Here is a 22,274-nt window from a genome sequence, read left to right on the forward strand (position 1 = left end):
TTATTTAAACATGTCCATGCCAGGTATGTTTGGCATACCTTCTTTTGCAACAGCTGCAATTTCAGCTTCATTTACGTTGGTTGCTTTTTCTATAGCTTTGTTAAGTGTAAGGATAAGGTAGTCTTCAAGCATTTCTTTGTCTTGTAGTAACTCATCATCTACAGAAATAGATTTAATAGTTCTGTTAGCTGTAATTGTTACTTTTAACTTACCGTCGCTACTAGCTTCGTCTATCAAAACGGTATGTAGACGTTCTTTAGTTTCTTCAACTTTTTTCTGAGCTTCTTTTAGCTTACCCATCATGCCCATCATATCTCCAAACATATGTATATCTTTTAAAAAATTACCGTGCAAAATTACTAAATTGCGCCACTTTTTAGAATAAAATTTTCTTAAAACAATTATGACAAAAAACACTAGTGTAAATCCGCCAATAGCAAAAAAGATTCCTCATGAATTAGAAAAACATGGTGATGTAAGGGTTGATAACTATTTCTGGATGAAAGACAGAGAGCATCCAGAAGTTATAGATTACTTAAATGCTGAGAACAATTATTGTGACTCTCAAATGGCACACACCAAAGCGTTTCAGAACGATTTGTTTGAAGAAATGAAAGCAAGAATAAAAGAGGATGATGCTTCTGTACCATACAAATACAATGGGTATTGGTATATTACAAGGTTTGAAAAAGGAAAAGATTACCCAATCTACACTAGAAAAAAAGAATCTCTAGATAATCCTGAAGAATTGCTTTTTGATTGTAATAAAATGGCAGAAGGACAAAGCTATTTTAAGCTTGTAGGTATAAGCATTAGTCCAGATAATAAAAAAGTATCTTATGGTATAGATACAACAGGAAGACGACAATACACCATTCAGGTAAAAGATTTAAAAACTCATAATGTTTACACAGATAGCATAGAAAATACTACAGGATCTTCTACTTGGGCAAATGATAACGAAACTTTATTTTATACTCAAAAAGATCCGGTAACATTAAGAGCATATCAAATTTTTAGACACAAGTTAGGATCTACTGCAGAAGACGAATTAATATTTCAGGAAGGTGATGAAACTTTCGGAACGGCAATTTATAAGTCAAAGTCTAGAAAGTATATTATTATTGCGTGCTATAGTACGTTAACTAATGAGTATCATATTCTTAATGCAGATAATCCTGATGGAAAATTTGAAGTTTTTCAGCCACGTGTAAGAGGATTAGAGTATAGTATTTCTCACTACGACGGTCATTTCTATATTCTTACAAATAAAGATAAAGCCACAAATTTTAAACTTATGAAATGCTCTGAAACAGATAGAGCATTAGATAAGTGGGAAGAAGTTATTCCTCATAGAGGTGAAGTACTTTTAGAGAGTATAGATATTTTTAAAAATTACCTTGTAATAAGTGAGCGCGATAATGGGCTCAACAAAATAAGAATAAAGCGTTGGGACGACACAGAAGATTATTACCTTCCTTTTGATAACGAAACCTACACAGCTTATACAACAACAAATGTAGAGTTCGATACAGAAACATTACGTTATGCCTACAATGCCTTAACAACACCAGCTTCGGTTTTAGAGTTCAATATGAAGACTAAAGCTAAAACAGTACTAAAAGAACAAGAGGTTTTAGGAGGAAAATTCAATAAAGACAACTACACCTCAGAGCGTATTTGGGCAACTGCAGAAGATGGTACTAAAATACCTATGTCTGTTGTATACAAAAAAGGTTTAAAGAAAGACGGAAGCAATCCTTTGTTGCAATATGCGTATGGTAGTTATGGCTCTACGGTAGACCCTTATTTTTCAACAATACGATTAAGTTTGTTAGATAGAGGTTTTGTATATGTTATAGCTCATATTAGAGGAGGAGAATACTTAGGAAGACAATGGTATGAAGATGGTAAACTCTTAAAAAAGAAGAATACTTTTTCAGATTTTGTAGCTTGTTCTATTCATTTAATTAAAGAGCGATATACATCATCAAAGCATTTGTATGCAATGGGAGGAAGTGCAGGTGGTTTATTAATGGGAGCGGTAATTAATATGGCACCAGAATTATACAATGGAATTATCTCAGCAGTGCCTTTTGTAGATGTAGTAACTACTATGCTAGACGATTCTATTCCGTTAACAACAGGTGAGTATGACGAATGGGGAAATCCTAATGATAAATTATACTATGAGTATATGAAATCGTATTCGCCTTACGATAATATTGAAGCAAAAGACTATCCTAATATGTTAGTTACAGCAGGATTACACGATTCTCAGGTGCAATATTGGGAGCCTGCAAAATGGGTAGCTAAGCTAAGAGAACTAAAAACAGATACTAACAAACTATATCTAAAAACCAATATGGAAGCCGGTCATGGAGGTGCTTCAGGACGTTTCGAAAGTCTTAAAGAGGATGCCGAAGAATATGCTTTTCTATTAGATTTAGAAGGTATTTCAAGTTGATTTAAAAAAAAAGTATTAGTTTTGCGAGGTTTTAGAGTGTAATTATTTACACTTGATTAAATAGCATTTATGGACAAAATCAAAAATGTATTTGATAATGTATTGCAACTTATAGGTAATACACCACTTATCAAGTTAAACAGAATGACCGCAGACTTCGACGGCGAGTTTTACGCAAAAGTAGAAGCTTTTAATCCAGGTCATTCTTCAAAGGATAGAATTGCATTACACATTATTGAAGAAGCAGAGCGCCAAGGTATTTTAAAGCCAGGTGATACAATTATAGAAACTACTTCTGGTAATACAGGCTTTAGTATAGCTATGGTGAGTATTATTAAAGGTTACGAGTGTATATTGGCTGTTAGTTCTAAATCTTCTGCAGACAAGATAGACATGTTAAGGTCTATGGGAGCAAAGGTATATGTTTGCCCAGCTCACGTTAATGCAGACGATCCAAGATCATACTATCAAGTAGCAAAACGCTTGCACGAAGAAATTAAAGGTTCTATTTATATCAATCAATATTTTAATCAATTAAATATTGATGCACATTACAACTCTACAGGTCCTGAAATTTGGGAACAAACTAACGGTGAAATTACACATTTAGTAGCATGTAGTGGTACAGGTGGAACTATATCTGGAATTGCTAAATATCTTAAAGAGCAAAACTCTAATGTTAAGATCATAGGAGTTGATGCTTATGGTTCTGTATTAAAAAAATATCATGAAACCAGAGAGTTTGATGATAAGGAAATCTATCCTTACAGAATAGAAGGTTTAGGTAAGAATTTGATTCCAACAGCAACAGATTTTGATGTTATAGATAAATTTATCAAAGTAACAGACGAAGAAAGTGCACATACAGCAAGAGAAATTTCTAACTCTGAAGGTTTATTTGTAGGCTATACAAGTGGTGCAGCAATGCAGGCTTTAAAGCAATTAAATGAAGAAGGAGAATTTAAACCAACAGACAAAGTTGTAGTTATTTTTCCAGACCACGGATCTCGTTATATGAGTAAAGTTTATAGCGATAAATGGATGGAAGATCAAGGCTTTTTCGATAGCGAAAAAGAAGTTTCTACAGCAATTCAATATATAAAGTAAAACAGTGTTTTAAAACATAAAGCCTACCATAGAAACGGTAGGCTTTTTTATGTTTAAAACTTAGTGAATAGTTAGGTTAAATTATATTATGCATTGATGATAATATTACCTAAGTTTGCAGATACTAATAAAACTAAATTAAAACTAAAAATCTACTATAAACTCATAGAGTGTATAGATGAAGATTAATGGCAAACGCAACGTATGAAGGATTTATTTGAAAAGATTTATCGAGATAAGGGACCTTTAGGAAAGTGGGCAGCTCAAGCAGAAGGTTATTTTGTATTTCCAAAACTAGAAGGAGAGATTTCTAATAGAATGAAATTTCAAGGAAAAGAAGTAATTACTTGGAGTATAAATGACTACTTAGGGTTGGCTAATCATCCAGAAGTAAGAAAAGTAGATGCTGAAGCTGCTGCTAAATATGGTTCTGCTTACCCAATGGGAGCTCGTATGATGTCTGGTCATACAGATTTGCATGAGCAGTTACAAAATGAATTAGCAGAATTTGTAAGTAAAGAAGCAGCTTATTTATTAAACTTTGGTTACCAAGGTATGGTGTCTACTATAGATGCATTGGTTTCTAAAGACGATATTATTGTATATGATGTAGATGCGCATGCTTGTATTATTGATGGTGTTCGTTTACACATGGGTAAGCGTTTTACATACAAACATAATGATGTAGAGAGTTTAGAAAAAAACCTTGAAAGAGCTACAAAAATGGCAGAGCAAACAGGCGGAGGAATCTTAGTGATTTCTGAAGGAGTGTTTGGTATGCGTGGTGAACAAGGTCGATTAAAAGAGATTGTTGCTCTTAAGAAGAAGTTTAATTTTAGATTATTTGTAGATGATGCTCATGGTTTTGGAACTTTAGGAGAAACAGGAGCTGGAGCAGGACAAGAGCAAGGTGTGCAAGACGATATAGATGTTTATTTTGCAACATTTGCAAAGTCTATGGCAAGTACTGGTGCTTTTATTGCTGGTGACCAAGAAATCATAGATTATTTAAAATATAACTTACGTTCGCAAATGTTTGCTAAATCTTTACAAATGCAACTTGTAGTTGGTGCATTAAAAAGATTAGACATGTTGCGTACAATGCCAGAATTAAAGAAAAACCTTTGGACGGTTGTTAATGCTTTACAGTCTGGTTTAAAAGAAAGAGGTTTTGATATTGGTACAACACAGAGTTGTGTTACTCCAGTATACTTAAAAGGTAGTATTCCTGAAGCTATGGCTTTAGTAAAAGACCTTAGAGAAAATCACGGAATATTCTGTTCTATAGTGGTTTATCCTGTTATACCTAAAGGATTGATTTTACTAAGAATGATACCTACAGCAACACACACATTGCAAGATGTAAAAGAAACATTAGATGCGTTTGATGCTATTAGAGAACGTTTAGAAAACGGAACTTACAAAAGAATGTCTGCAGCTTTAACAGCAGCAATGGGAGAATAATTCTTTTGAGTTAAGAACAAATAAAAAAGGCTTTGCTATCAGCAAAGCCTTTTCTTTTTTATAAATCTTTTCTAAATGTTTTGCGTCGTTTGTATACAGTAGGGCTAAAGTGTTTCCATATTTTGTGTATGGCTTCATTATCTTCTAATTCTGGAGTTCTGTAGCACGTTTTTATCCCTTTTTTTGTGAAGGTTTCATAATATTCATTAAATATCACAGCGTGTACGCCTTTGTTTTGGTATTCAGGATGTATGCCAATTAAGTAAAAGATAACATCTTTACTGTTTTTCTTAGCTTTTAAAATATGTCTAAATCCAAACGGGAATAATTTCCCTTTTGCTTTTTGAAGCGCTTCAGCAAATCTAGGCATTACGATAGCAAAACCAATCAGTTTGTCATTTTCATCTACAACAAACTTTATATATTCGGGATTAACAAAACTGATAAATTTCTTCTTAAAATATTCTTTTTGAATATCAGTAATCTCTACAAATGAAGAAAGAGATGCATAGCTTTCATTAAATAAGTCAAACATCTTATCAGCATAAGGCATTACCTCTTCAGTCTTTGTAAACTTTAAAGCTCTTAGCTTATATCGTCGTTTTATTAGGTCTTGAGCTTTAGAAAATGTTTCAGGATTAACATTCTTAAAAGGGAATTTACTCTCTGAATATTCCTTTTCAATTACATAGCCATGCGTTTCGTAATGACTTGCATAATATGGATGATTGTACCAGGTAATCATAGGTGCAATACTGTCAAACCCTTCAGTCATTACGCCAACTTTATCCAAATTAGAAAAGCCTACAGGTCCTTCTGCGTATTCAAGCTTATGATTGCGTCCAATGTTTTCAATGGTTTCTAGTAATGCTTTACTAACCGCTTTGTCATCGATAAAATCAAACCAGCCAAACCGCATTTTTTTAATTTGTTGCTTGTTTATTTCTAGCCAGTTTACAATAGCTGCAATTCTTCCAACGACTTCATTGTCCTTGTAAGCTAGAAAGAATCTAGCTTCTGCATCTTTAAAAATTGGATTTTTATCTTTATTAAATGTTTCTAATTCTTGCTTTATAATTGGCGGAACCCAGTATTTTGAGTCTTTATAAAGTGAAAACGGAAACTTTACAAAGGTTTTTAGACCTTTTTTGGTTGTAACTTCTTTAACTGTAATCATGTAGAAATTTAATTGCCTTCGGGATCAGAATCGTCTTTCTTCTTCTTTTTGTTTTTTCGCTTTTTCTTAAACTTTCCTGTGTTACCATTACCGTTATCTATTTTCTTGTCTTTATGAAAATCTAAACGGTAAGAAGCACCAAAAGCAATGTTAAATACAGAAGGTGTGTCTTTGGTATTGAAAGCTATATTTGCATCGAGTTGAAAATCTTTTGTCCATAAGTAAGCACCACCAACTCTAAAAATATTATCAGAATAAAAGTCTCCACTTATACCTTGTGCTTCTCCAAATATTACCCATTGAGGTGTAAAAGAGTGGGTAAGGGTAAATATGTATTGAAAATCTGAATACTCAGATCCAATTCTGTCCTTTATTAAGTTCATAACAAATACCCAACCTCCATTAAAATTGTTTTGAGTAGCAATCATAACTTTTGGACTAAAGCCTTCTACATCTGGTGCAGTGTAAGGATTATTTTTGGTATCAAAATTACCTCCTACATAAACAGAAACCGCAGGAATTAAAGATTTCCATTGAAACTTTCTATTGGCATGATAGCTGTAGAGGTTTGGTTTTGCTTCTTCAGCATTTTTGTAAGGATCATATACAAGGTATTTTGCTCCTAGTGTAAAATTTTTGAAATTAGAACGTTTATCTTCAATAGAAACTGAAGCGTTATTGTACGTTATATTGTCGTTTTGGTAAACACCATCTAGAGAAAGCTCAAGCTCTTCAAACAATAATCCATATCGTAAAGAGAAGTCTAGCCCAAATCCAGAGACTTCATATTGTAATGGAGTGTGCTCTTCGTTTACTGTAAATGCACCAAATTCTCCTTGTGCAATACCAGTACCTACCGAAAAAGCACTTTTAGATACACCAGGACGGTTAGAGTTAATAACTTCTGTGTACTGTGCATTTGCTGTGTTATAGGTAATTATAAAAAGAAGAATAAAAAAGGATTTGAGAACTCTCATAGTTTCTTGGTTTAGGTTCAAATATATAGAATTTATAGTTTTTTTAAGGAAATATAACGGAATATAACTAAGTATAATTGTATTTTTGAACATTACTTTTTTCTATGGTACAAGAAGCATCAATGATGGGATTATTAAGAACAATATTAATTATACTTTTGGTATGGTTTGGATTAAAGATCCTTGCTAGACTTTTTGCTCCTTACTTAATTAAATTTGTTGCTAAAAAAGCAGAAGAGCGTTTTGGTCAACAATTTGGTGGATTTCAAAATCAGTCTCAACAACGCAACGAACAAAAACGTAGAGCAGGAGAGACGGTTATTGATAAAATGCCAGAGCGACATAAATCTTCTAATGACGAAGTAGGTGAGTACATAGACTACGAAGAAATAGATTGATTTTAATGGTCTCAAATTTGAGATTATCATTAAAATTTAAGTACTTTTCAGTCTGAATTATTTAGATACTTTTTCATGTCATTTTCTTTCAAACGAATTTTACCTCATATCCTTGTTCTTATTGGGTTTGTTGTATTGTCTTTAGCATATTTTAGTCCGGTTTTACAAGGCAAAAAGATTTTTCAGAGCGATATCATGCATTATATTGGTATGGCTCAGCAACAAAAGGATTTTGCCCAAGCAACAGGCGAAGAAACCTATTGGACCAATAGTGCTTTTGGTGGTATGCCAACCTATCAATTAGGAGCTCAATACCCTCACAATTATATAAAAAAGCTTGATTTAGCACTTAGGTTTATACCTAGACCAGCGGATTATTTATTTCTGTACTTTTTAGGGTTTTATATTTTGCTGCTCTCTCTCAAGGTAGATTTTAAACTCTCTGTGCTTGGTGCTTTAGCCTTTGGTTTTTCTACATATCTTATTATTATCTTAGGAGTAGGTCATAATGCTAAAGCTCATGCTATAGCATATATGCCTATGGTACTTGCTGGTATAATTCTCACTTTTCGGAAGAAATATATTCTCGGTTTTTTACTTACTGTAGTTGCGCTTGGTTTAGAAATTGTAGCGAATCATTTTCAGATGACATATTACCTATTATTCCTAGTGATAATTTTGGGTATAGTGTATTTAATAGATGCGTATAAAAAACAAGTTTTACCTCATTTTTTTAAATCTGTAGGACTCTTAACTATTGCAGCTTTATTGGCAGTAGGTCTTAATGCTACTAATTTAATGGCAACACAAGAGTATGCTAAGGAAAGTACAAGAGGAAAAAGCGAACTCACTATAAAATCTGATGGTTCTGAAAAAGAAGTAACCACTGGTTTAGATAAAGATTATATTACAGAGTACAGTTATGGGTTGGCAGAAACTTTTAATCTGTTTATCCCAAGATTTATGGGTGGAGGAAATACTGAAGATATTGGTAAAAATTCTGAAACCTATAAGACATATGTTACAATGGGAGCATCACCAATAGAGGCATTAGATCTTGCTAAGAATGCACCTATGTATTGGGGAAATCAACCTATAGTTGAAGCACCGGCTTATGTTGGTGCGGTTATTCTGTTCTTATTTGTTCTTGGTTTGTTTTTAGTAAAGGGACGCTTAAAATGGTGGTTAGTTGCTGGTACAGTCTTTTCTTTATTATTATCCTACGGAAAAACTGAACCCTTTAGTTTTATCACAAATTTCTTTATTGATAATGTGCCACTTTACGACAAGTTTAGAGCTGTAACATCGATTCAGGTATTATTAGAATTGTGTATTCCTGTGCTTGGTATTTTTGCTTTGGTAAGATTGTTTAATGAGTTTGAAAAAGAGGAGTATAAGTTAAAAGCGCTTAAATATTCAGCAGCTATAACTGGTGGTTTGTGTGTGGTTTTCTTACTCTTTAAATCTGTGTTTTTTGATTTTGAAAGTTTTAGAGATCAAGGTATTCCAGATATGTTAGTAAAAGCACTAATAGAGGATAGAAAATCGCTATTTAACACAGATACCATAAGGTCTTTGGTTTTAGTACTACTATCTGCTGGTGCTATTTATTTGTTTTTAAAGAAGAAATTATCACAAAATTTAGTTGTTGTTGCCTTTGCTGTTCTAATTATATTCGATTTAGTAGCAGTGGACAAAAAATACGTTAATAATGAAGATTTTGTTTCAGCAATAAAAGTAGATAGACCATATCAACCAAATGCAGCAGATAAAGAAATTCTAAAGGATAAAGGTCATTACAGAGTGTTAGATATGTCTACTCAAGGGCAACGCCAACCAGCAAGAGCTGCTTATTTTCATAACTCTTTATTTGGTTATCATGCTGCTAAATTAGGACGCTATAATGATTTAATGGAATTTCATATTTACAATAACAATATGAATGTCCTAAATATGCTTAATACCAAGTATATTATTGCTGAAGATCAAGGGCAGATATTTCCGTATGATAATCCTGATGCAAATGGTAATGCATGGTTTGTTAGTGCGTTAGAAGAATTACCAAGTGCCAATGACGAAATAAAAGCTTTGGGTACATTAGATACCAAACAAAAGGCAGTTGCAACAATGTCTAATTATGGTAGTTATCCTGAAAATTCAACCTTTAAAGTGGATTCAACAGCTTCAATAAATTTAAAAGAACATAAGCCAAATTATCTTAAATACGAATCTAATAATGCAAACAATGGTTTTGCAGTTTTCTCTGAAATCTATTATAAAGATGGTTGGAATGCTTATATCGATGGTGATTTAAAACCACATATTAGAGTTAATTATGTATTACGAGGTATGGAAATTCCGGCAGGCAAGCACACTATTGAGTTTAAGTTTGAACCACAAGTTGTAGAAACAGGGAGTAAAATCGCCTTAGCAAGTTCTGCTATTTTTGGAGTGTTATTGTTGTTGGGTGTGTTTTTTCAATTCAAGAAGAAAAAGGAGGTTTAGTTCTAAATGATGAATCCTCAGAAGGTACTTATAATTGCATATTATTGGCCACCAGCAGGAGGGCCAGGTGTACAACGTTGGTTAAAGTTTGTAAAATACTTACCTGAGTTTGGTATAGAACCTATTGTGTATTGTCCTGAAAATCCTAACTATCCTATAGTCGATGAGAGTTTGGTGAATGAAATTCCAAACGGTATAACAATAATAAAACAGCCTATAAAAGAGCCTTATCAATTGGCGAATTTCTTGTCTAAAAAGAGCTCTAAAAAAATAAGTTCAGGTGTTATTCCGAAGGCTAAAAAACAATCTCTAACAGAAAAACTAATGCTTTATGTGCGTGGTAATTTCTTTATTCCAGATGCACGTAAAAACTGGATTAAACCATCGGTTGAGTTTCTTTCTGAATATATAAAAACTCATAAAATAGAAACGGTAATAACCACTGGACCACCTCACAGTATGCATATTATAGGTTTGGAGTTGAAGAAAAACTTGAACATAAAATGGTTGACAGATTTTAGAGATCCATGGACTACAATTGGGTATCATAAAGCGTTGAAACTTACAAAATCATCACAGCAAAAACACATTGAATTAGAAACAAAAGTTTTAAACTCTGCTGATGCTATTGTTGTTACCAGCAACCATACTAAAAACGAGTTTGAAACTAAAACAACCAAGCCTATTTCAGTTATAACCAATGGTTACGATAATCATTCGGTTAGAGTAGAAGAGAAGCATAAAGAATTCACCTTATCTCATATTGGATCGTTATTATCAGAACGAAACCCAAAAATTTTATGGGAGGTTCTATCAGAACTTATTTCTGAGAATGAAGCGTTTTCAAAAGCGTTTCAATTAAACCTTATTGGTGTTGTGAGTGATGATGTGGTAGAATCTATTCATAATACTGGATTAAAAAAACATGTAAATGTTATAGGTTATGTAAGTCATGACGAAGCTATAAAGTACCAGATGGCATCTCGTTTGTTGTTGTTAATAGAAATAGATTCAGAAGATACTAAAGCTATAATTCCAGGTAAATTATTTGAATATTTAATTTCTGAAACACCAATTCTGGCTATTGGTCCAGACGATTCTGATGTGCAAGAGATTATAACCAAAACGAATACTGGTGTATATTTTAATTACAATCAGAAAGAAAAATTAAAGGCTCAACTAATAGAGTATTTTGAAGCATACCAAAAAAGCAGTCTCAATATTAATGCTATAGGTTTGCAGCCATACAGCAGAAAAGCATTAACAAAATGTATGAGTGAGCTTATAAAAGCGATGTAGTATTTAGGTTAGCGACTTAAGTTGTATTTTGCGAAATAATGGGAATCGTATTAAATCAATCGTTTAAAAATACTGTAAGTACCTATGCTGGTTTTGGTATAGGAGCTATAAATACCCTTTTTTTATATACCAATTTTTTAACCGATAAGTATTATGGTCTGGTAGCCTTTTTGTTATCAGCTGCCAATATTATGATGCCTTTTATGGCTTTTGGTGTACACAATGCCATTATTAAATACTATTCTACTTTCAAAACAAAGAATAGCATAAATAGCTTTTTAACGCTGATGTTATTTTTGCCTTTTGTCTTTATAATTCCTGCGTTTTTTATTGGTTTGTTTTCGTATGAAGGCATTTCAAACTTACTCTCTAATGAGAATAATATTGCAGGAAATTACCTATGGCATATTTTTGTTTTGGCCATAGCTATGGCTTATTTTGAGATATTCTTCGCCTGGTCTAAAGTGCAACTAAAAACTGTTTTTGGTAATCTGATGAAAGAAATTTTTCATCGTGTCGCTACAATGATGCTATTGTTTTTAGTGTATCTAGACTGGTTGTCTGCCGAACAATTTATTATAGCTTTAGTTGTAGTTTACGTTGTACGAATGTTAATTATGAAGTTTTATGCATATTCTGTACGATTTCCTAAACTAAGGTTTGAAACCGTTACAGGATTTTCTAGCATCTTAAAATATGCCTTATTGATGATTGTAGCAGGTTCTGTAGCTATGCTTATTTTAGATATAGACAAATTTATGATTGGTCTAATGTTAGAAAACATAGAACAAGTAGCCTATTACAGTGTCGCCATTTTTATAGCTACAGTGATTGCAGTGCCACAACGGTCTATGCATCAGATAATGATGCCACTAACCGCAAAGTATTTAAACGATAAAGATATGAGTTCTTTAGAGGACTTGTACAAAAGAAGCTCCATTAGTCTTTTGGTTGTAAGTGGTTTTATTTTTCTATTAATTATTCTGAATATCAACGAACTCTATAAAATCCTTCCAGAAGAATTTACAGGCGGATTATTTGTGGTCCTTATAGTTAGTCTTGCTAAGCTATACGATAACAGTCTGGGTAATAATAATGCTATTTTATTTAACAGTGATTATTATAAAATGGTTTTGTTTTTTGGTGTATTATTAGCAGTTTTAGCCATAGTTCTCAACTTTATTTTTATTCCTATTTATGGTATTGAGGGCTCTGCTTTTGCAACCTTTTTGGCAATTATGGTTTACAATACTATAAAGATTGTTTTTGTAAGGCAGAAGCTCAATATGCAGCCGTTTTCAATATCTACTTTTAAGACGGTTGTATTACTAACGCTTATAACTCTGGCAATGTATTTTTGGGAATTTCCATTTCATCCTATTATCAACATTGCACTAAAATCTGGTGTAATATTGATAGTTTATTTTTGGCTGGTGCTAAAGCTGAATATTTCTGAAGACATATCAATACAAATAAAAAAGTACCTAAAATTTTAGGCACTCTTTATAAATGAGAAATCCCGTAAGGTGCTCTGAGGCATACATCATACGGGATTTCTACTAACCAACCAAAAAAATCATATTTTATCTTTTATCCTCTGGTTCTTCTTGAGCTTGATCTTGTAGAACTTTGGTTGCTTTTTCTACTGGTGTTAGATCTTGCTGAAACCGAAGATGACTTTCTTTTACTTTGAACTGTACTTCGTTGTTTACTACTTTTAGAACTACTTCTACTATATATACGAGAATTAGTGCTGTTTGGTTTTGATGCCGAAGTATTTTTTGTTCTCTTCACTTTATTAGACACAGAACTATTACCTCTGGTCACATTATTTTTAGAATTTCTACTTCTTGTAATGCTACTAGAACGCGCAGACCTTGTAGGTGTTGATACTTTAGTGCTAGATCTGGTAGTTCTAATGCTTCTACTATCATTATTATTTCTCGTATTTGGAGAAGAAATACGATTTGTAGATCGTGTTTCAGAAGTTTTATTGCTTCTAGTTATTGTTCTAGATGTTCCAGCTTCAGAATTACGAGATGCAGTACTTCTAGTTGTGCGTGTTGTTGTTTGTTCCGCTAATCGTGTTGTACGTGTTCTTGTAATTTCAGCATTTCTTCTAGATACCGTTCTCTGTACAGTGCGCTCACTTCTGTTTCTTGGAGTTTGCGCATAACTATCGCTGCTGTTTCGTCTTACAACCTGAGTTTTTCCTCTTCGTCCTGCATTAACATTATAGTATCTTACATTGTTACTGTATGGTCTGTACCAAATATGTCTAACAGGTGTATAATATTGTCTGTAAGGGTTAACATTGATTACACAATAGCTAACAGGTGGAACAATATAGAATCTGTGCCATGGTCTGTAAATGTACGTTCTGTTATATACATTTATATACCCATCATATCTCCAATACACATTGTTTCTGTAGTATACGTTTAATCCACCAATTCTACTAATTCTGTTAAAGCTATTATATGTAATGAAGATGTCTCCAATTTGGTTTACTCTTCCGTAAAAATCATAGTAGATAGGTGTGTTTTCAATCTGAATGATTGCTCCAAAACGATCATACTGTACGTAAGGATTGTAATCGTATCCAGAATTAAAACTTAGGCTAAAACCAGGAGTATCTATATTAACATTTACGTCTGGTCCATAATCCGGAATATAAAAGTCGAACTGACCGTCTCTATAAACCGAAAACTCAATACCTCCTTCTGTAAATATGAAAGAATTACCATAACCTCTCACGTAGTTATTTGTTGAAGTATCTGCTTCTGATGTTGTGGTGGTGGTTGCATATGCAGCAGTGGAAAAAGCCACTAAACTTGCAAATAAAAATAGAATCCGTTTCATAATAATTGGGTTTTAAATTAAACTCGTTATGCTTAAAACAAACAGTGTGCCAAAAACATAATATGCTGTTTTTTAGGTGCTTGTTTGAAAATGAAAAACCCTGAATTATTTGGGGAAATATTCAGGGTTTAAGAAGCCATTAAATATCTAATGGCTTTGTATTAAAATAATGTTTAGGATTTTATCTTCTTTTGCTTTTTTACTTTACCGTTCTTTCGGTAGTAGTAATAATCATTACCATTCCAATTGTCATCCCAATCATCTCCGTAAGTATTAGGATAATGATCATCTGAATAATATGCACTGTTTCTAATATTGTTATGGTTTACAAAACCTCTGGTACCTGTAACAATTCCGTGTCTATTATAAATAATTTGTAAACCACCAACTCGTTTTAGTTGTCCACGTCTGTAGGTCATATAAACAGTTCCAGCACGTTTTATTCTTCCTTGCCTGTCGTAATTGATAAATACATTACCAATTCGTCTTACTCTACCTAATCTGTCGTGTCTTATTAATACTCCTCTATTTGTATAGTAAGTATTGTTATTTGGCGCTCCAAAAGTTTGGTTTGTATTGCGCCTGTTGCGTTTGTAATAATAATCGTCATCATTAGGATATGCGGTAAATGCTTCTGTATTAAAATCGAAGCTTCCATCAGGAAAGATCAGAAACTCAACACCTCGTTCTATAAACGATATTGGTTGTGTAAAGCCATAATGATTATTCTTTAAATCTTTCCCTTCTAAAACAGCATTTCCTGCTGTTGTTGCTGAGGCAGATGTTAGTCCTGCTAACACTATTGCCAAAAAAAGTAATTTACTTTTCATAATGTATAGGTTTTTAAGATTTACCCAATTCTAGCGTATCTAGAATTTTTGGGTTTAATATTTTTAGAAAATTCAATTAGCATGCCAAAACTTTAAAGTATTGTATATTAGTGTTTTGTAACTATGTTTTTAGCCTTTTATATTTGGAGTAACTTAAAATAGGAGATACAGGTGAAGGAAGTTTATTGTAAAAATTATTACTTTTATTGAAGCTAACCAACATTTATGAGTGCCAATCTAGATACTTGTCAAAATTGTGATCAGCAATTTGAAAAAGGTTTTAAGTTCTGTCCACACTGTGGACAAAAAACCAATGAAGAGCTTACGCTTGGAGTTTTGTTTTACAATACCATAAGTAATTATTTTTCTTTTGATGCTCGGTTCTTAAAGAGTTTTATTCCGTTAATGTTTAGGCCTGGTTATCTGGCAAAGGAGTTTATTAAAGGCAAGCGTTTGTTATACTTGCATCCTGCACAGATGTACTTGTTTATTGCAGTAATCTTCTTTTTTGTGTTTAGTTTTTATGCGAGAGATGGAAGGGAACAACTTGATAAGAACATGCAACGTGTGTTAGAAAGTAGATCTGAAAAAGTGTTTGCTAAAGATAGTGTGTCGCTACAAGACTCTTTAGATATGAAAGCTTTAACAGATTCTGTAAAAAATAATAGTAGCATAATAGGCCTAAATGAAGAGGAAATTAAAGCTTTAGATTCGTTATCTAATATTAAAGTACCTAAAAAGGACATGGCTATGACTTTTAGTTTCGATCAGGAAAAGATGGATTCTTTATTAGTTGTGGGAGCTTCAGATAAAGAGTTATACAGAGCTATGGGAATGTCTGATGATGCAGGTTATTTTACTCGAAAATTTTATGCGCAAGGTTTAAAGTTTTATAAAAACATGGGATTAGGGCAAGTCTATCAAACATTTATAGACAGTATACCTCTGGCTATGTTTTTCTTATTACCAATTTTTGCTTTTTTATTGAAGATTTTCTTCTTCAGAAAAGGACGATACGCACACCATTTGGTGTTTAGTTTCTATTACTTTTCGTTTCTTTTTGTGGTCTTTACTATCATTTTTGGAGTAAATAGATTTTGGCCTATTCCAGATGCTATAGATTGGCTAATAGCTTTCTCTACATTTTTCTATTTATTGGTGGGTATTATTAAATTTTACAGACAAAGCTGGTTCTTAAGTTTTATAAAAAGTAGTGTAGTTAGCTTTTTGTTTTTGCTATTTGTATTGCCCTTATCTTTTGTGATTTTAGGATTTATTTCCTTCTTTTTCTATTAGAAAAGTATAAAGGGGTAGTCTTTTTAAAGTTTGTTAGATTCAGCATGCCAAATGGGTACATTCAAAAACCTACTCAAAACATGAGCATCATCAATAATAGATTTAATATTGCCATGGTCTATAACGTTTCGTCTGGTGCCATCTTCTAAAACTAAGTTTAATTCAAAACTTCCATAAGAGCCATTTTTGCTTCTAATGGTTTCTCCAATAATCTGAATAGCAATAATTGTTTTGAGCCTAAATTGATGTTTCAATTTTCGCTCATTTGGTTTAAAGTTGTAACCTTTGTAGTAATAACCAGATTGTTTATCAAATACACGTGGTTTGTATAGAGTATATAGCATGTAGCCACCAGCAATTGCAAACACTAAGCCAAATGCCAGACCAAAAAAATTAAACAAAGAAGGTTCTTGTATAAACCATTTATTAAAGCCGATGTTAAAGATTAAAAAGCCAAAACCAATTGCAAAAAATATGAACCCAAATAATGCACCACCAATTGAAGGTTTGTATCTCAATTGAGAAGATGTCTTCTCGATAAGTACATGTGTTTTAAAGTTTGATCCACCAGGCTTTAAAGGTGTGATTTCAACATTCTTTTTTATAGAAATATCTGTAAAATCAACAGAATCAATATCTCTATTGTCGACATCTTTTTGATTGAATCCATTTGATTGATTCATCCTATAGCTTTTCTTTTAGATATTTACCTGTAACAGAATTTTTATTAGCTGCAATTTCTTCTGGAGAGCCAAAAGCTACGAGATGTCCACCTTGTTTTCCACCTTCTGGTCCTAAGTCTATGATATGGTCAGCGCACTTTATAAGATCTATATTGTGCTCAATAACTATTATAGAATGGCCTTTTGCTATTAATGCTCTAAAAGATTTTAATAACTTTTGAATGTCATGAAAATGCAGTCCTGTGGTTGGCTCATCAAAAATGAATAAAGCGTTATCGCTTTTACTGCCTTTGCCTAAAAACGTTGCCAATTTTATACGCTGTGCTTCACCACCAGAAAGGGTAGAAGAGGACTGGCCTAAAGTAACATAACCTAAGCCAACATCTTGCAATGGTTGTAGTTTTCCTTGTACTTTAGTTTCGTTATGAGATTGAAAAAATGCAATAGCATCGTCAATCGTCATATTTAAAATATCATCGATTGATTTTCCTTCAAATTGAACTTCTAATACTTCTTTTTTGAAACGTTTACCTCCACATGTATCACAAGTAAGGTGCACGTCTGCCATAAATTGCATTTCAATAGTAACTTCTCCTTCACCTTTACAGGTTTCACAACGTCCACCATCTACATTAAAACTAAAATGCTTGGCTTTGTAATTTCTTATTTTGCTTAGTTTTTGCGATGCGTATAGTGCTCTAATATCGTCATAAGCCTTAACGTAAGTTACAGGATTAGAGCGCGACGAACGACCAATAGGGTTTTGGTCAACAAATTCTACATGTTTTATGTTACTGAAATTTCCTTTCATTTCACTAAACTGACCAGCTTTATCACTAAAACCTGTAAGTTTCTTTTGTATTGAAGGAAACAAAATTTTCTTTACCAATGTACTTTTACCACTACCCGAAACACCTGTAATAACTGTGAGCATTTCAAGAGGAAAAGTAACATCAATATTTTTTAAGTTATTTTCTCTGGCTCCAACAATATCTATATGATATTTGGATGTTTTACGCTTTTCAGGAACTTTAATTTCTAACTGTCCATTAAGATATTGCGCTGTTAAAGAGTCTGAAGTTAAGATGTCTTTAAATTTTCCTGTGGCTACAACTTCTCCACCAAATGTTCCTGCTTCAGGACCAATATCAATGATTTCGTCAGCCGCTTTCATAATGTCCTCATCGTGTTCTACCACAATTACGGTATTACCCAGATCTCGCAAGGCTTTTAAAACATTTATTAAGCGTTCGGTATCTTTTGGATGTAAGCCAATACTCGGTTCATCAAGTATGTACATAGAACCTACAAGACTACTTCCTAAAGATGTTGCCAAGTTAATACGTTGACTTTCTCCACCAGAAAGAGTGTTGGATCTTCGGTTTAGGGTTAGGTAGCTTAAACCAACGTTAGTTAAGAATTCTAAACGTGTGTTTATCTCGGTTAGTAGACGTCTGGCAATTTTTTCTTCGTATTTGTTAAGCTGTAAATCTTTAAAAAATACAGTTAATTCATTAAGTGGTAGGTCTACCAAATCTGTAATGGTTGCTCCATTAATCTTTACATAGCTGGCTTCTTCGCGTAAGCGCTTACCTTTACAAACATTGCATTTTGTTTTGCCTCTGTAACGCGAAAGCATTACACGATTTTGAATTTTATAAGCTTTAGATTCTAACTCGGCAAAGAAGCTGTCTAATCCTTCAAAATATTTGTTGCCTTTCCAGATTATGTCTTTTTGCTCATCACTCAGTTCAAAATAAGGTTTGTGTATTGGAAAATCGAATTTATGTGAATTATTCACCAACTGATCTCTGTACCAACTCATGCTTTCGCCTCTCCATGGAAAAATAGCATTTTCGAAGATAGAAAGTGCTGTGTTAGGTATCACTAAATCCTCATCCAAGCCTATAACATCACCATAACCTTCACATTTAGGGCATGCTCCATAAGGATTGTTAAAACTGAATAGATGCCCATTAGGTTCTAAAAACGTCATACCATCTATTTCAAACTTGTTATTAAAAACAGTTTGCTTATTGTCTTCCAAAGATTCTATTATGCATGTGCCTACACCTTCAAAAAAAGCAGTGTCTATGGCATCTGCAAGTCTGTTTAGAAAGTCTTCATCGTCTTTGTAAACAATTCTATCGACTACAAGATACAGGTCTTTGGCAGATGCTATGTTTTCTTTTAAAGCATCATCAATTCTAAGTACATCGTCTTTGTACTTTATCCTTGCATATCCTTGTTGTAATAAGGTTTGAAGCTTGTTTTCAACACTTCTACCTTCTTCTAAAATAATAGGTGAGAGCAGCAGCAACTTAGCGCGTTCTTCAAACGTTTTTATAAATTCTATAACATCTGTAACGGTGTGTTTTTTTACTTCACTACCAGAAATAGGTGAGTAGGTTTTACCAATTCTGGCAAATAACAACTTTAAATAATCGTAGATTTCTGTGGTTGTACCAACTGTAGAACGTGGATTTGTAGAATTTACTTTTTGCTCAATGGCAATGGCAGGCGCAATACCTTTTATATAATCTACTTTTGGTTTGTTTAATCTGCCTAAAAACTGACGCGCATAACTCGATAAACTTTCTACGTAACGACGTTGACCTTCAGCGTATAAGGTGTCGAAAGCTAAACTAGACTTACCAGAGCCAGATAGTCCTGTAATAACAACCAATTTGTTTCTGGGAATGACAACATCAATATTTTTTAGGTTGTGCAGTTTTGCACCTTTTATAATGATGTTTTCTTTTGGATTAACGTCTAAAACTGTAGTGTTCATAGGATTTTTGCGCATATAATTTTGCAAAGATACGTTATCTATTTAAGCTGATAAAATGCATTATTGTTAGATAAAATGTTAAAATTTGGTGCGAAATTTTGTTTTTTCGGAATGATTGTTGTTATATTTACCACATAATCATTTCAAAAACACCTGCGTATAGCATAATATTACTTTAAAAAATTAACCCCTTGCTAAGAAGTCCGCTTCTTACTACTAAGAGTAATATTATGAAAAGAGAACTTATCCAAGACGCAGAGTTGGTCAGCAACTACATTAGAGGAGACGAAGGTGCATTATCAGTTTTGATAGAAAGGCACAAACAAAAAATTTACAGTTTTATTTATTCTAAAGTGTATGATAGAGATATTACTGAAGATATTTTTCAGGATACCTTTATTAAAGTTATTAGAACCTTAAAACGTGGTAAGTACAATGAAGAAGGCAAGTTTTTGCCATGGGTTATGCGAATTGCACACAACTTAGTAATAGACCACTTCAGAAAAAACAACCGTATGCCTAAGTTTGATAACGCAGGTGAGTTTAGTATTTTTTCTGTGTTAAGCGATTCTAGTCTTAATGCTGAAAAAAGTATGATTAAAGACCAAGTAGAATCTGATGTGAGACGCGTCATTGAAGAGTTGCCAGAGGACCAAAGGCAAGTACTTTTAATGCGTATGTACCAGGATATGAGCTTTAAAGAAATCTCTGAGCGTACAGGTGTTAGTATTAATACTGCATTAGGTAGAATGCGTTATGCGCTTATAAATATGCGTAAGGTTATAGAGCAGAATAATATAATTTTAACAAATTAATACAATAAAGTGTTTTAAGTTACGTTTTAGCCATAGAATAACCCTAAAATTGGTAATATGGCAAACATTTACTTTAACGCTTCCCCAAAAAAGAATAATGACCTAAAACCAAAAGATGAAACGATAAGTTTCCTTTTGAATTACTCAAAGGCTTTAAGTGTTATACATTATAATAAATTGAAGTTTGAAGCACTTCAGAATTAAGTTGGAAGAAATCCTGATTGAAAAATCAGGATTTTTTTGTGAATAATAATTCTTCGTAATTATGTGTTTTTAGATATTCTTGCTGTAATTCTTTTAAAAAATTAAGTACTTCAGCTTGGTTAGGATGTTTGTCTAATAAACAATTTTTTAGATTTTCATCATAAACTGTAATAACGATATACCAATGGCCTTTTCGGGTTGTGTAATGTTTTTCGAATAAAGGGTCATTACCGTTACTACTGCGTTTTAAGTCAGTTACAACAAGTGGAAGCACCAGGCTTTTATCTGTTCTTTCAACTTCTTGGTAGCTGAAAAAACATGTTTTTCCATGAATTAAGATAGGTGAGTTTAAACCAACATTGTTATGGTTAAGTTGGTATTTAGTATTGATGTAATTATAAAACTCATCAGCATCTTTGGGATCTTTAAAGATAAAAGCGGTTTCTCTACCTAGTTTTCTTTCAAACTTTTTTGCTTTCATCACCTTGTATTCTTTGTTCTTAAATTTTGGTGCTATTTTATATGGTATACAAGATGTTAGTATTAAAAGTACTAGAAATATTAGAGCTTTTTTCATGGTTGATAGTTTAAGAAATGACCTCAATAATTATACCAACTAAGTATTATTTTTTCTTTTTATAATAGTCGTCTAAAACCGATTTTCTTCCAATAGTTTTGGTGATAATATCCTTTTCTAAATCCCAACCACGAGCAGGTGAGTACTCTCTGCCATACCAAATAATTTGAAGGTGGAGATCGTTCCATAATTCTTCAGGAAATAAACGTTTGGCATCTTTTTCGGTTTGCACTACGTTTTTGCCATTGGTTAAATTCCAACGATACATCAAGCGATGAATATGAGTATCAACAGGAAATGCAGGTATACCAAAGGCTTGAGATAATACTACAGCTGCTGTTTTGTGGCCAACTGCAGGCAAAGCTTCTAGTGCTTCGTATGTTTGAGGAACTTTACCGTCATATTTTTCAATAAGAATTTGAGATAAACCATAAATACCTTTACTCTTCATCGGAGATAAACCAACGGGTTTTATAATTTCTCTAATTTCTTCTACACTGAGCTTTACCATATCATAAGGATTATCAGCCTTTTCAAATAAAAGCGGAGTAATTTGATTGACACGTACATCTGTGCTCTGTGCAGACATTAGCACAGCTATCAATAATGTATATGGATCTTTATGGTCTAACGGGATAGGAATTTCTGGATAGAGTTCATTTAATGTATTTATAACAAAATCTACCTTTTCTTGCTTAGTCATTTGTGCTCAGATTATAAAAAACAAATTTAAAGAATTGGTTTTAAAATCCTGTAAAAACTAAGTGATAGGAAGTGTGGCTAATAATTAAAAATCACAATTAATCCTTGATTTTTCACTCT

19 protein-coding genes are annotated in these 22,274 nt (G+C 32.9%); 10 read left to right on the forward strand and 9 right to left on the reverse strand.

Annotation, left to right across the window (positions count from 1 at the left end; translation table 11 throughout):
* Positions 1-324 (reverse strand): YbaB/EbfC family nucleoid-associated protein, encoded by a 324-nt coding sequence (locus P7122_RS06880; protein WP_278005043.1) that lies wholly within the window; start codon positions 322-324, stop codon positions 1-3.
* Positions 325-403: 79 nt separating this feature from the next.
* On the opposite strand from P7122_RS06880, the gene P7122_RS06885 reads away from it, so the two are divergent.
* The 3 genes from P7122_RS06885 to capB all read left to right on the forward strand — a co-directional run bounded on the left by P7122_RS06885 (position 404) and on the right by capB (position 5,038).
* Positions 404-2,467: a S9 family peptidase gene (locus P7122_RS06885; protein ID WP_278005044.1), complete on the forward strand. Its 2,064-nt coding sequence runs from the start codon at positions 404-406 to the stop codon at positions 2,465-2,467.
* A gap of 69 nt (positions 2,468-2,536) precedes the next feature.
* On the forward strand, positions 2,537-3,574 hold the full coding sequence (capA, locus tag P7122_RS06890; protein ID WP_278005045.1) for a cysteate synthase: 1,038 nt from the start codon (positions 2,537-2,539) through the stop codon (positions 3,572-3,574).
* Positions 3,575-3,778: 204 nt separating this feature from the next.
* Entirely contained in the window at positions 3,779-5,038 is a 1,260-nt protein-coding gene (capB, locus tag P7122_RS06895; protein ID WP_278005046.1) for a cysteate-C-fatty acyltransferase, read from the forward strand.
* Positions 5,039-5,096: 58 nt separating this feature from the next.
* On the opposite strand, the gene P7122_RS06900 is transcribed toward capB, so the two are convergent.
* On the reverse strand, positions 5,097-6,215 hold the full coding sequence (locus P7122_RS06900; RefSeq protein WP_278005047.1) for a GNAT family N-acetyltransferase: 1,119 nt from the start codon (positions 6,213-6,215) through the stop codon (positions 5,097-5,099).
* Positions 6,216-6,223: 8 nt separating this feature from the next.
* Positions 6,224-7,192, reverse strand: coding sequence for a transporter (locus tag P7122_RS06905; protein WP_278005048.1), 969 nt, complete (start codon positions 7,190-7,192; stop codon positions 6,224-6,226).
* A gap of 104 nt (positions 7,193-7,296) precedes the next feature.
* Here P7122_RS06905 and P7122_RS06910 point away from each other — a divergent pair, with 104 nt between their 5' ends.
* From P7122_RS06910 to P7122_RS06925, 4 genes are all read left to right on the forward strand, one after another.
* Positions 7,297-7,590 carry a DUF4834 family protein gene (locus P7122_RS06910; protein ID WP_278005049.1) on the forward strand — a complete coding sequence of 98 codons (294 nt, stop codon included), beginning with the start codon at positions 7,297-7,299 and terminating at the stop codon, positions 7,588-7,590.
* A 75-nt stretch (positions 7,591-7,665) separates the two neighbouring features.
* Positions 7,666-10,095, forward strand: coding sequence for a YfhO family protein (locus P7122_RS06915; RefSeq protein WP_278005050.1), 2,430 nt, complete (start codon positions 7,666-7,668; stop codon positions 10,093-10,095).
* A 9-nt stretch (positions 10,096-10,104) separates the two neighbouring features.
* Positions 10,105-11,394: a glycosyltransferase family 4 protein gene (locus tag P7122_RS06920; RefSeq protein WP_278005239.1), complete on the forward strand. Its 1,290-nt coding sequence runs from the start codon at positions 10,105-10,107 to the stop codon at positions 11,392-11,394.
* Between the two features lie 38 nt (positions 11,395-11,432).
* Complete coding sequence (locus tag P7122_RS06925) at positions 11,433-12,890, forward strand: oligosaccharide flippase family protein (protein WP_278005051.1); 1,458 nt, start codon at positions 11,433-11,435, stop codon at positions 12,888-12,890.
* 94 nt (positions 12,891-12,984) lie between these two features.
* Here the strand turns inward: P7122_RS06925 and P7122_RS06930 are convergent, their stop codons facing one another.
* Both P7122_RS06930 and P7122_RS06935 read right to left on the reverse strand, forming a co-directional pair.
* Positions 12,985-14,256 carry a hypothetical protein gene (locus P7122_RS06930; protein ID WP_278005052.1) on the reverse strand — a complete coding sequence of 424 codons (1,272 nt, stop codon included), beginning with the start codon at positions 14,254-14,256 and terminating at the stop codon, positions 12,985-12,987.
* A gap of 173 nt (positions 14,257-14,429) precedes the next feature.
* On the reverse strand, positions 14,430-15,086 hold the full coding sequence (locus P7122_RS06935; protein WP_278005053.1) for a hypothetical protein: 657 nt from the start codon (positions 15,084-15,086) through the stop codon (positions 14,430-14,432).
* A gap of 225 nt (positions 15,087-15,311) precedes the next feature.
* Between P7122_RS06935 and P7122_RS06940 the strand changes: the two genes are divergently transcribed.
* The gene (locus P7122_RS06940) at positions 15,312-16,382 is read left to right on the forward strand and encodes a DUF3667 domain-containing protein (protein WP_278005054.1); all 1,071 of its coding nucleotides are present in this window, start codon (positions 15,312-15,314) and stop codon (positions 16,380-16,382) included.
* Between the two features lie 23 nt (positions 16,383-16,405).
* On the opposite strand, the gene P7122_RS06945 is transcribed toward P7122_RS06940, so the two are convergent.
* On the reverse strand, positions 16,406-17,065 hold the full coding sequence (locus P7122_RS06945; RefSeq protein ID WP_278005055.1) for a hypothetical protein: 660 nt from the start codon (positions 17,063-17,065) through the stop codon (positions 16,406-16,408).
* Position 17,066: 1 nt separating this feature from the next.
* On the reverse strand, positions 17,067-19,856 hold the full coding sequence (gene uvrA, locus P7122_RS06950; RefSeq protein WP_278005056.1) for an excinuclease ABC subunit UvrA: 2,790 nt from the start codon (positions 19,854-19,856) through the stop codon (positions 17,067-17,069).
* Between the two features lie 230 nt (positions 19,857-20,086).
* Here uvrA and P7122_RS06955 point away from each other — a divergent pair, with 230 nt between their 5' ends.
* Both P7122_RS06955 and P7122_RS06960 read left to right on the forward strand, forming a co-directional pair.
* On the forward strand, positions 20,087-20,671 hold the full coding sequence (locus P7122_RS06955) for an RNA polymerase sigma factor (protein ID WP_278005057.1): 585 nt from the start codon (positions 20,087-20,089) through the stop codon (positions 20,669-20,671).
* Positions 20,672-20,728: 57 nt separating this feature from the next.
* Positions 20,729-20,875 (forward strand): hypothetical protein, encoded by a 147-nt coding sequence (locus P7122_RS06960; RefSeq protein WP_278005058.1) that lies wholly within the window; start codon positions 20,729-20,731, stop codon positions 20,873-20,875.
* 25 nt (positions 20,876-20,900) lie between these two features.
* Here P7122_RS06960 and P7122_RS06965 read toward each other — a convergent pair whose 3' ends face one another.
* Positions 20,901-21,452 (reverse strand): hypothetical protein, encoded by a 552-nt coding sequence (locus P7122_RS06965; protein ID WP_278005059.1) that lies wholly within the window; start codon positions 21,450-21,452, stop codon positions 20,901-20,903.
* Positions 21,453-21,498: 46 nt separating this feature from the next.
* Positions 21,499-22,155: an endonuclease III domain-containing protein gene (locus tag P7122_RS06970; RefSeq protein WP_278005060.1), complete on the reverse strand. Its 657-nt coding sequence runs from the start codon at positions 22,153-22,155 to the stop codon at positions 21,499-21,501.
* Positions 22,156-22,274: the final 119 nt, after the last annotated feature.

Source organism: Winogradskyella marincola, from assembly GCF_029624125.1.
Lineage (GTDB): Bacteria > Bacteroidota > Bacteroidia > Flavobacteriales > Flavobacteriaceae > Winogradskyella > Winogradskyella marincola.

Coding starts and splice junctions, on each gene's coding strand:
- capB (WP_278005046.1), top strand. CDS start 3,779: ATGAAGGATTTATTTGAAAAGATTTATCGAGATAAGGGACCTTTAGGA.
- P7122_RS06920 (WP_278005239.1), top strand. CDS start 10,105: ATGAATCCTCAGAAGGTACTTATAATTGCATATTATTGGCCACCAGCA.
- P7122_RS06935 (WP_278005053.1), bottom strand. CDS start 15,086: ATGAAAAGTAAATTACTTTTTTTGGCAATAGTGTTAGCAGGACTAACA.
- P7122_RS06905 (WP_278005048.1), bottom strand. CDS start 7,192: ATGAGAGTTCTCAAATCCTTTTTTATTCTTCTTTTTATAATTACCTAT.
- P7122_RS06930 (WP_278005052.1), bottom strand. CDS start 14,256: ATGAAACGGATTCTATTTTTATTTGCAAGTTTAGTGGCTTTTTCCACT.
- capA (WP_278005045.1), top strand. CDS start 2,537: ATGGACAAAATCAAAAATGTATTTGATAATGTATTGCAACTTATAGGT.
- P7122_RS06940 (WP_278005054.1), top strand. CDS start 15,312: ATGAGTGCCAATCTAGATACTTGTCAAAATTGTGATCAGCAATTTGAA.
- P7122_RS06915 (WP_278005050.1), top strand. CDS start 7,666: ATGTCATTTTCTTTCAAACGAATTTTACCTCATATCCTTGTTCTTATT.
- P7122_RS06880 (WP_278005043.1), bottom strand. CDS start 324: ATGTTTGGAGATATGATGGGCATGATGGGTAAGCTAAAAGAAGCTCAG.
- P7122_RS06885 (WP_278005044.1), top strand. CDS start 404: ATGACAAAAAACACTAGTGTAAATCCGCCAATAGCAAAAAAGATTCCT.
- P7122_RS06910 (WP_278005049.1), top strand. CDS start 7,297: ATGGTACAAGAAGCATCAATGATGGGATTATTAAGAACAATATTAATT.
- P7122_RS06970 (WP_278005060.1), bottom strand. CDS start 22,155: ATGACTAAGCAAGAAAAGGTAGATTTTGTTATAAATACATTAAATGAA.
- P7122_RS06945 (WP_278005055.1), bottom strand. CDS start 17,065: ATGAATCAATCAAATGGATTCAATCAAAAAGATGTCGACAATAGAGAT.
- P7122_RS06955 (WP_278005057.1), top strand. CDS start 20,087: ATGAAAAGAGAACTTATCCAAGACGCAGAGTTGGTCAGCAACTACATT.
- uvrA (WP_278005056.1), bottom strand. CDS start 19,856: ATGAACACTACAGTTTTAGACGTTAATCCAAAAGAAAACATCATTATA.
- P7122_RS06900 (WP_278005047.1), bottom strand. CDS start 6,215: ATGATTACAGTTAAAGAAGTTACAACCAAAAAAGGTCTAAAAACCTTT.
- P7122_RS06965 (WP_278005059.1), bottom strand. CDS start 21,452: ATGAAAAAAGCTCTAATATTTCTAGTACTTTTAATACTAACATCTTGT.
- P7122_RS06925 (WP_278005051.1), top strand. CDS start 11,433: ATGGGAATCGTATTAAATCAATCGTTTAAAAATACTGTAAGTACCTAT.
- P7122_RS06960 (WP_278005058.1), top strand. CDS start 20,729: ATGGCAAACATTTACTTTAACGCTTCCCCAAAAAAGAATAATGACCTA.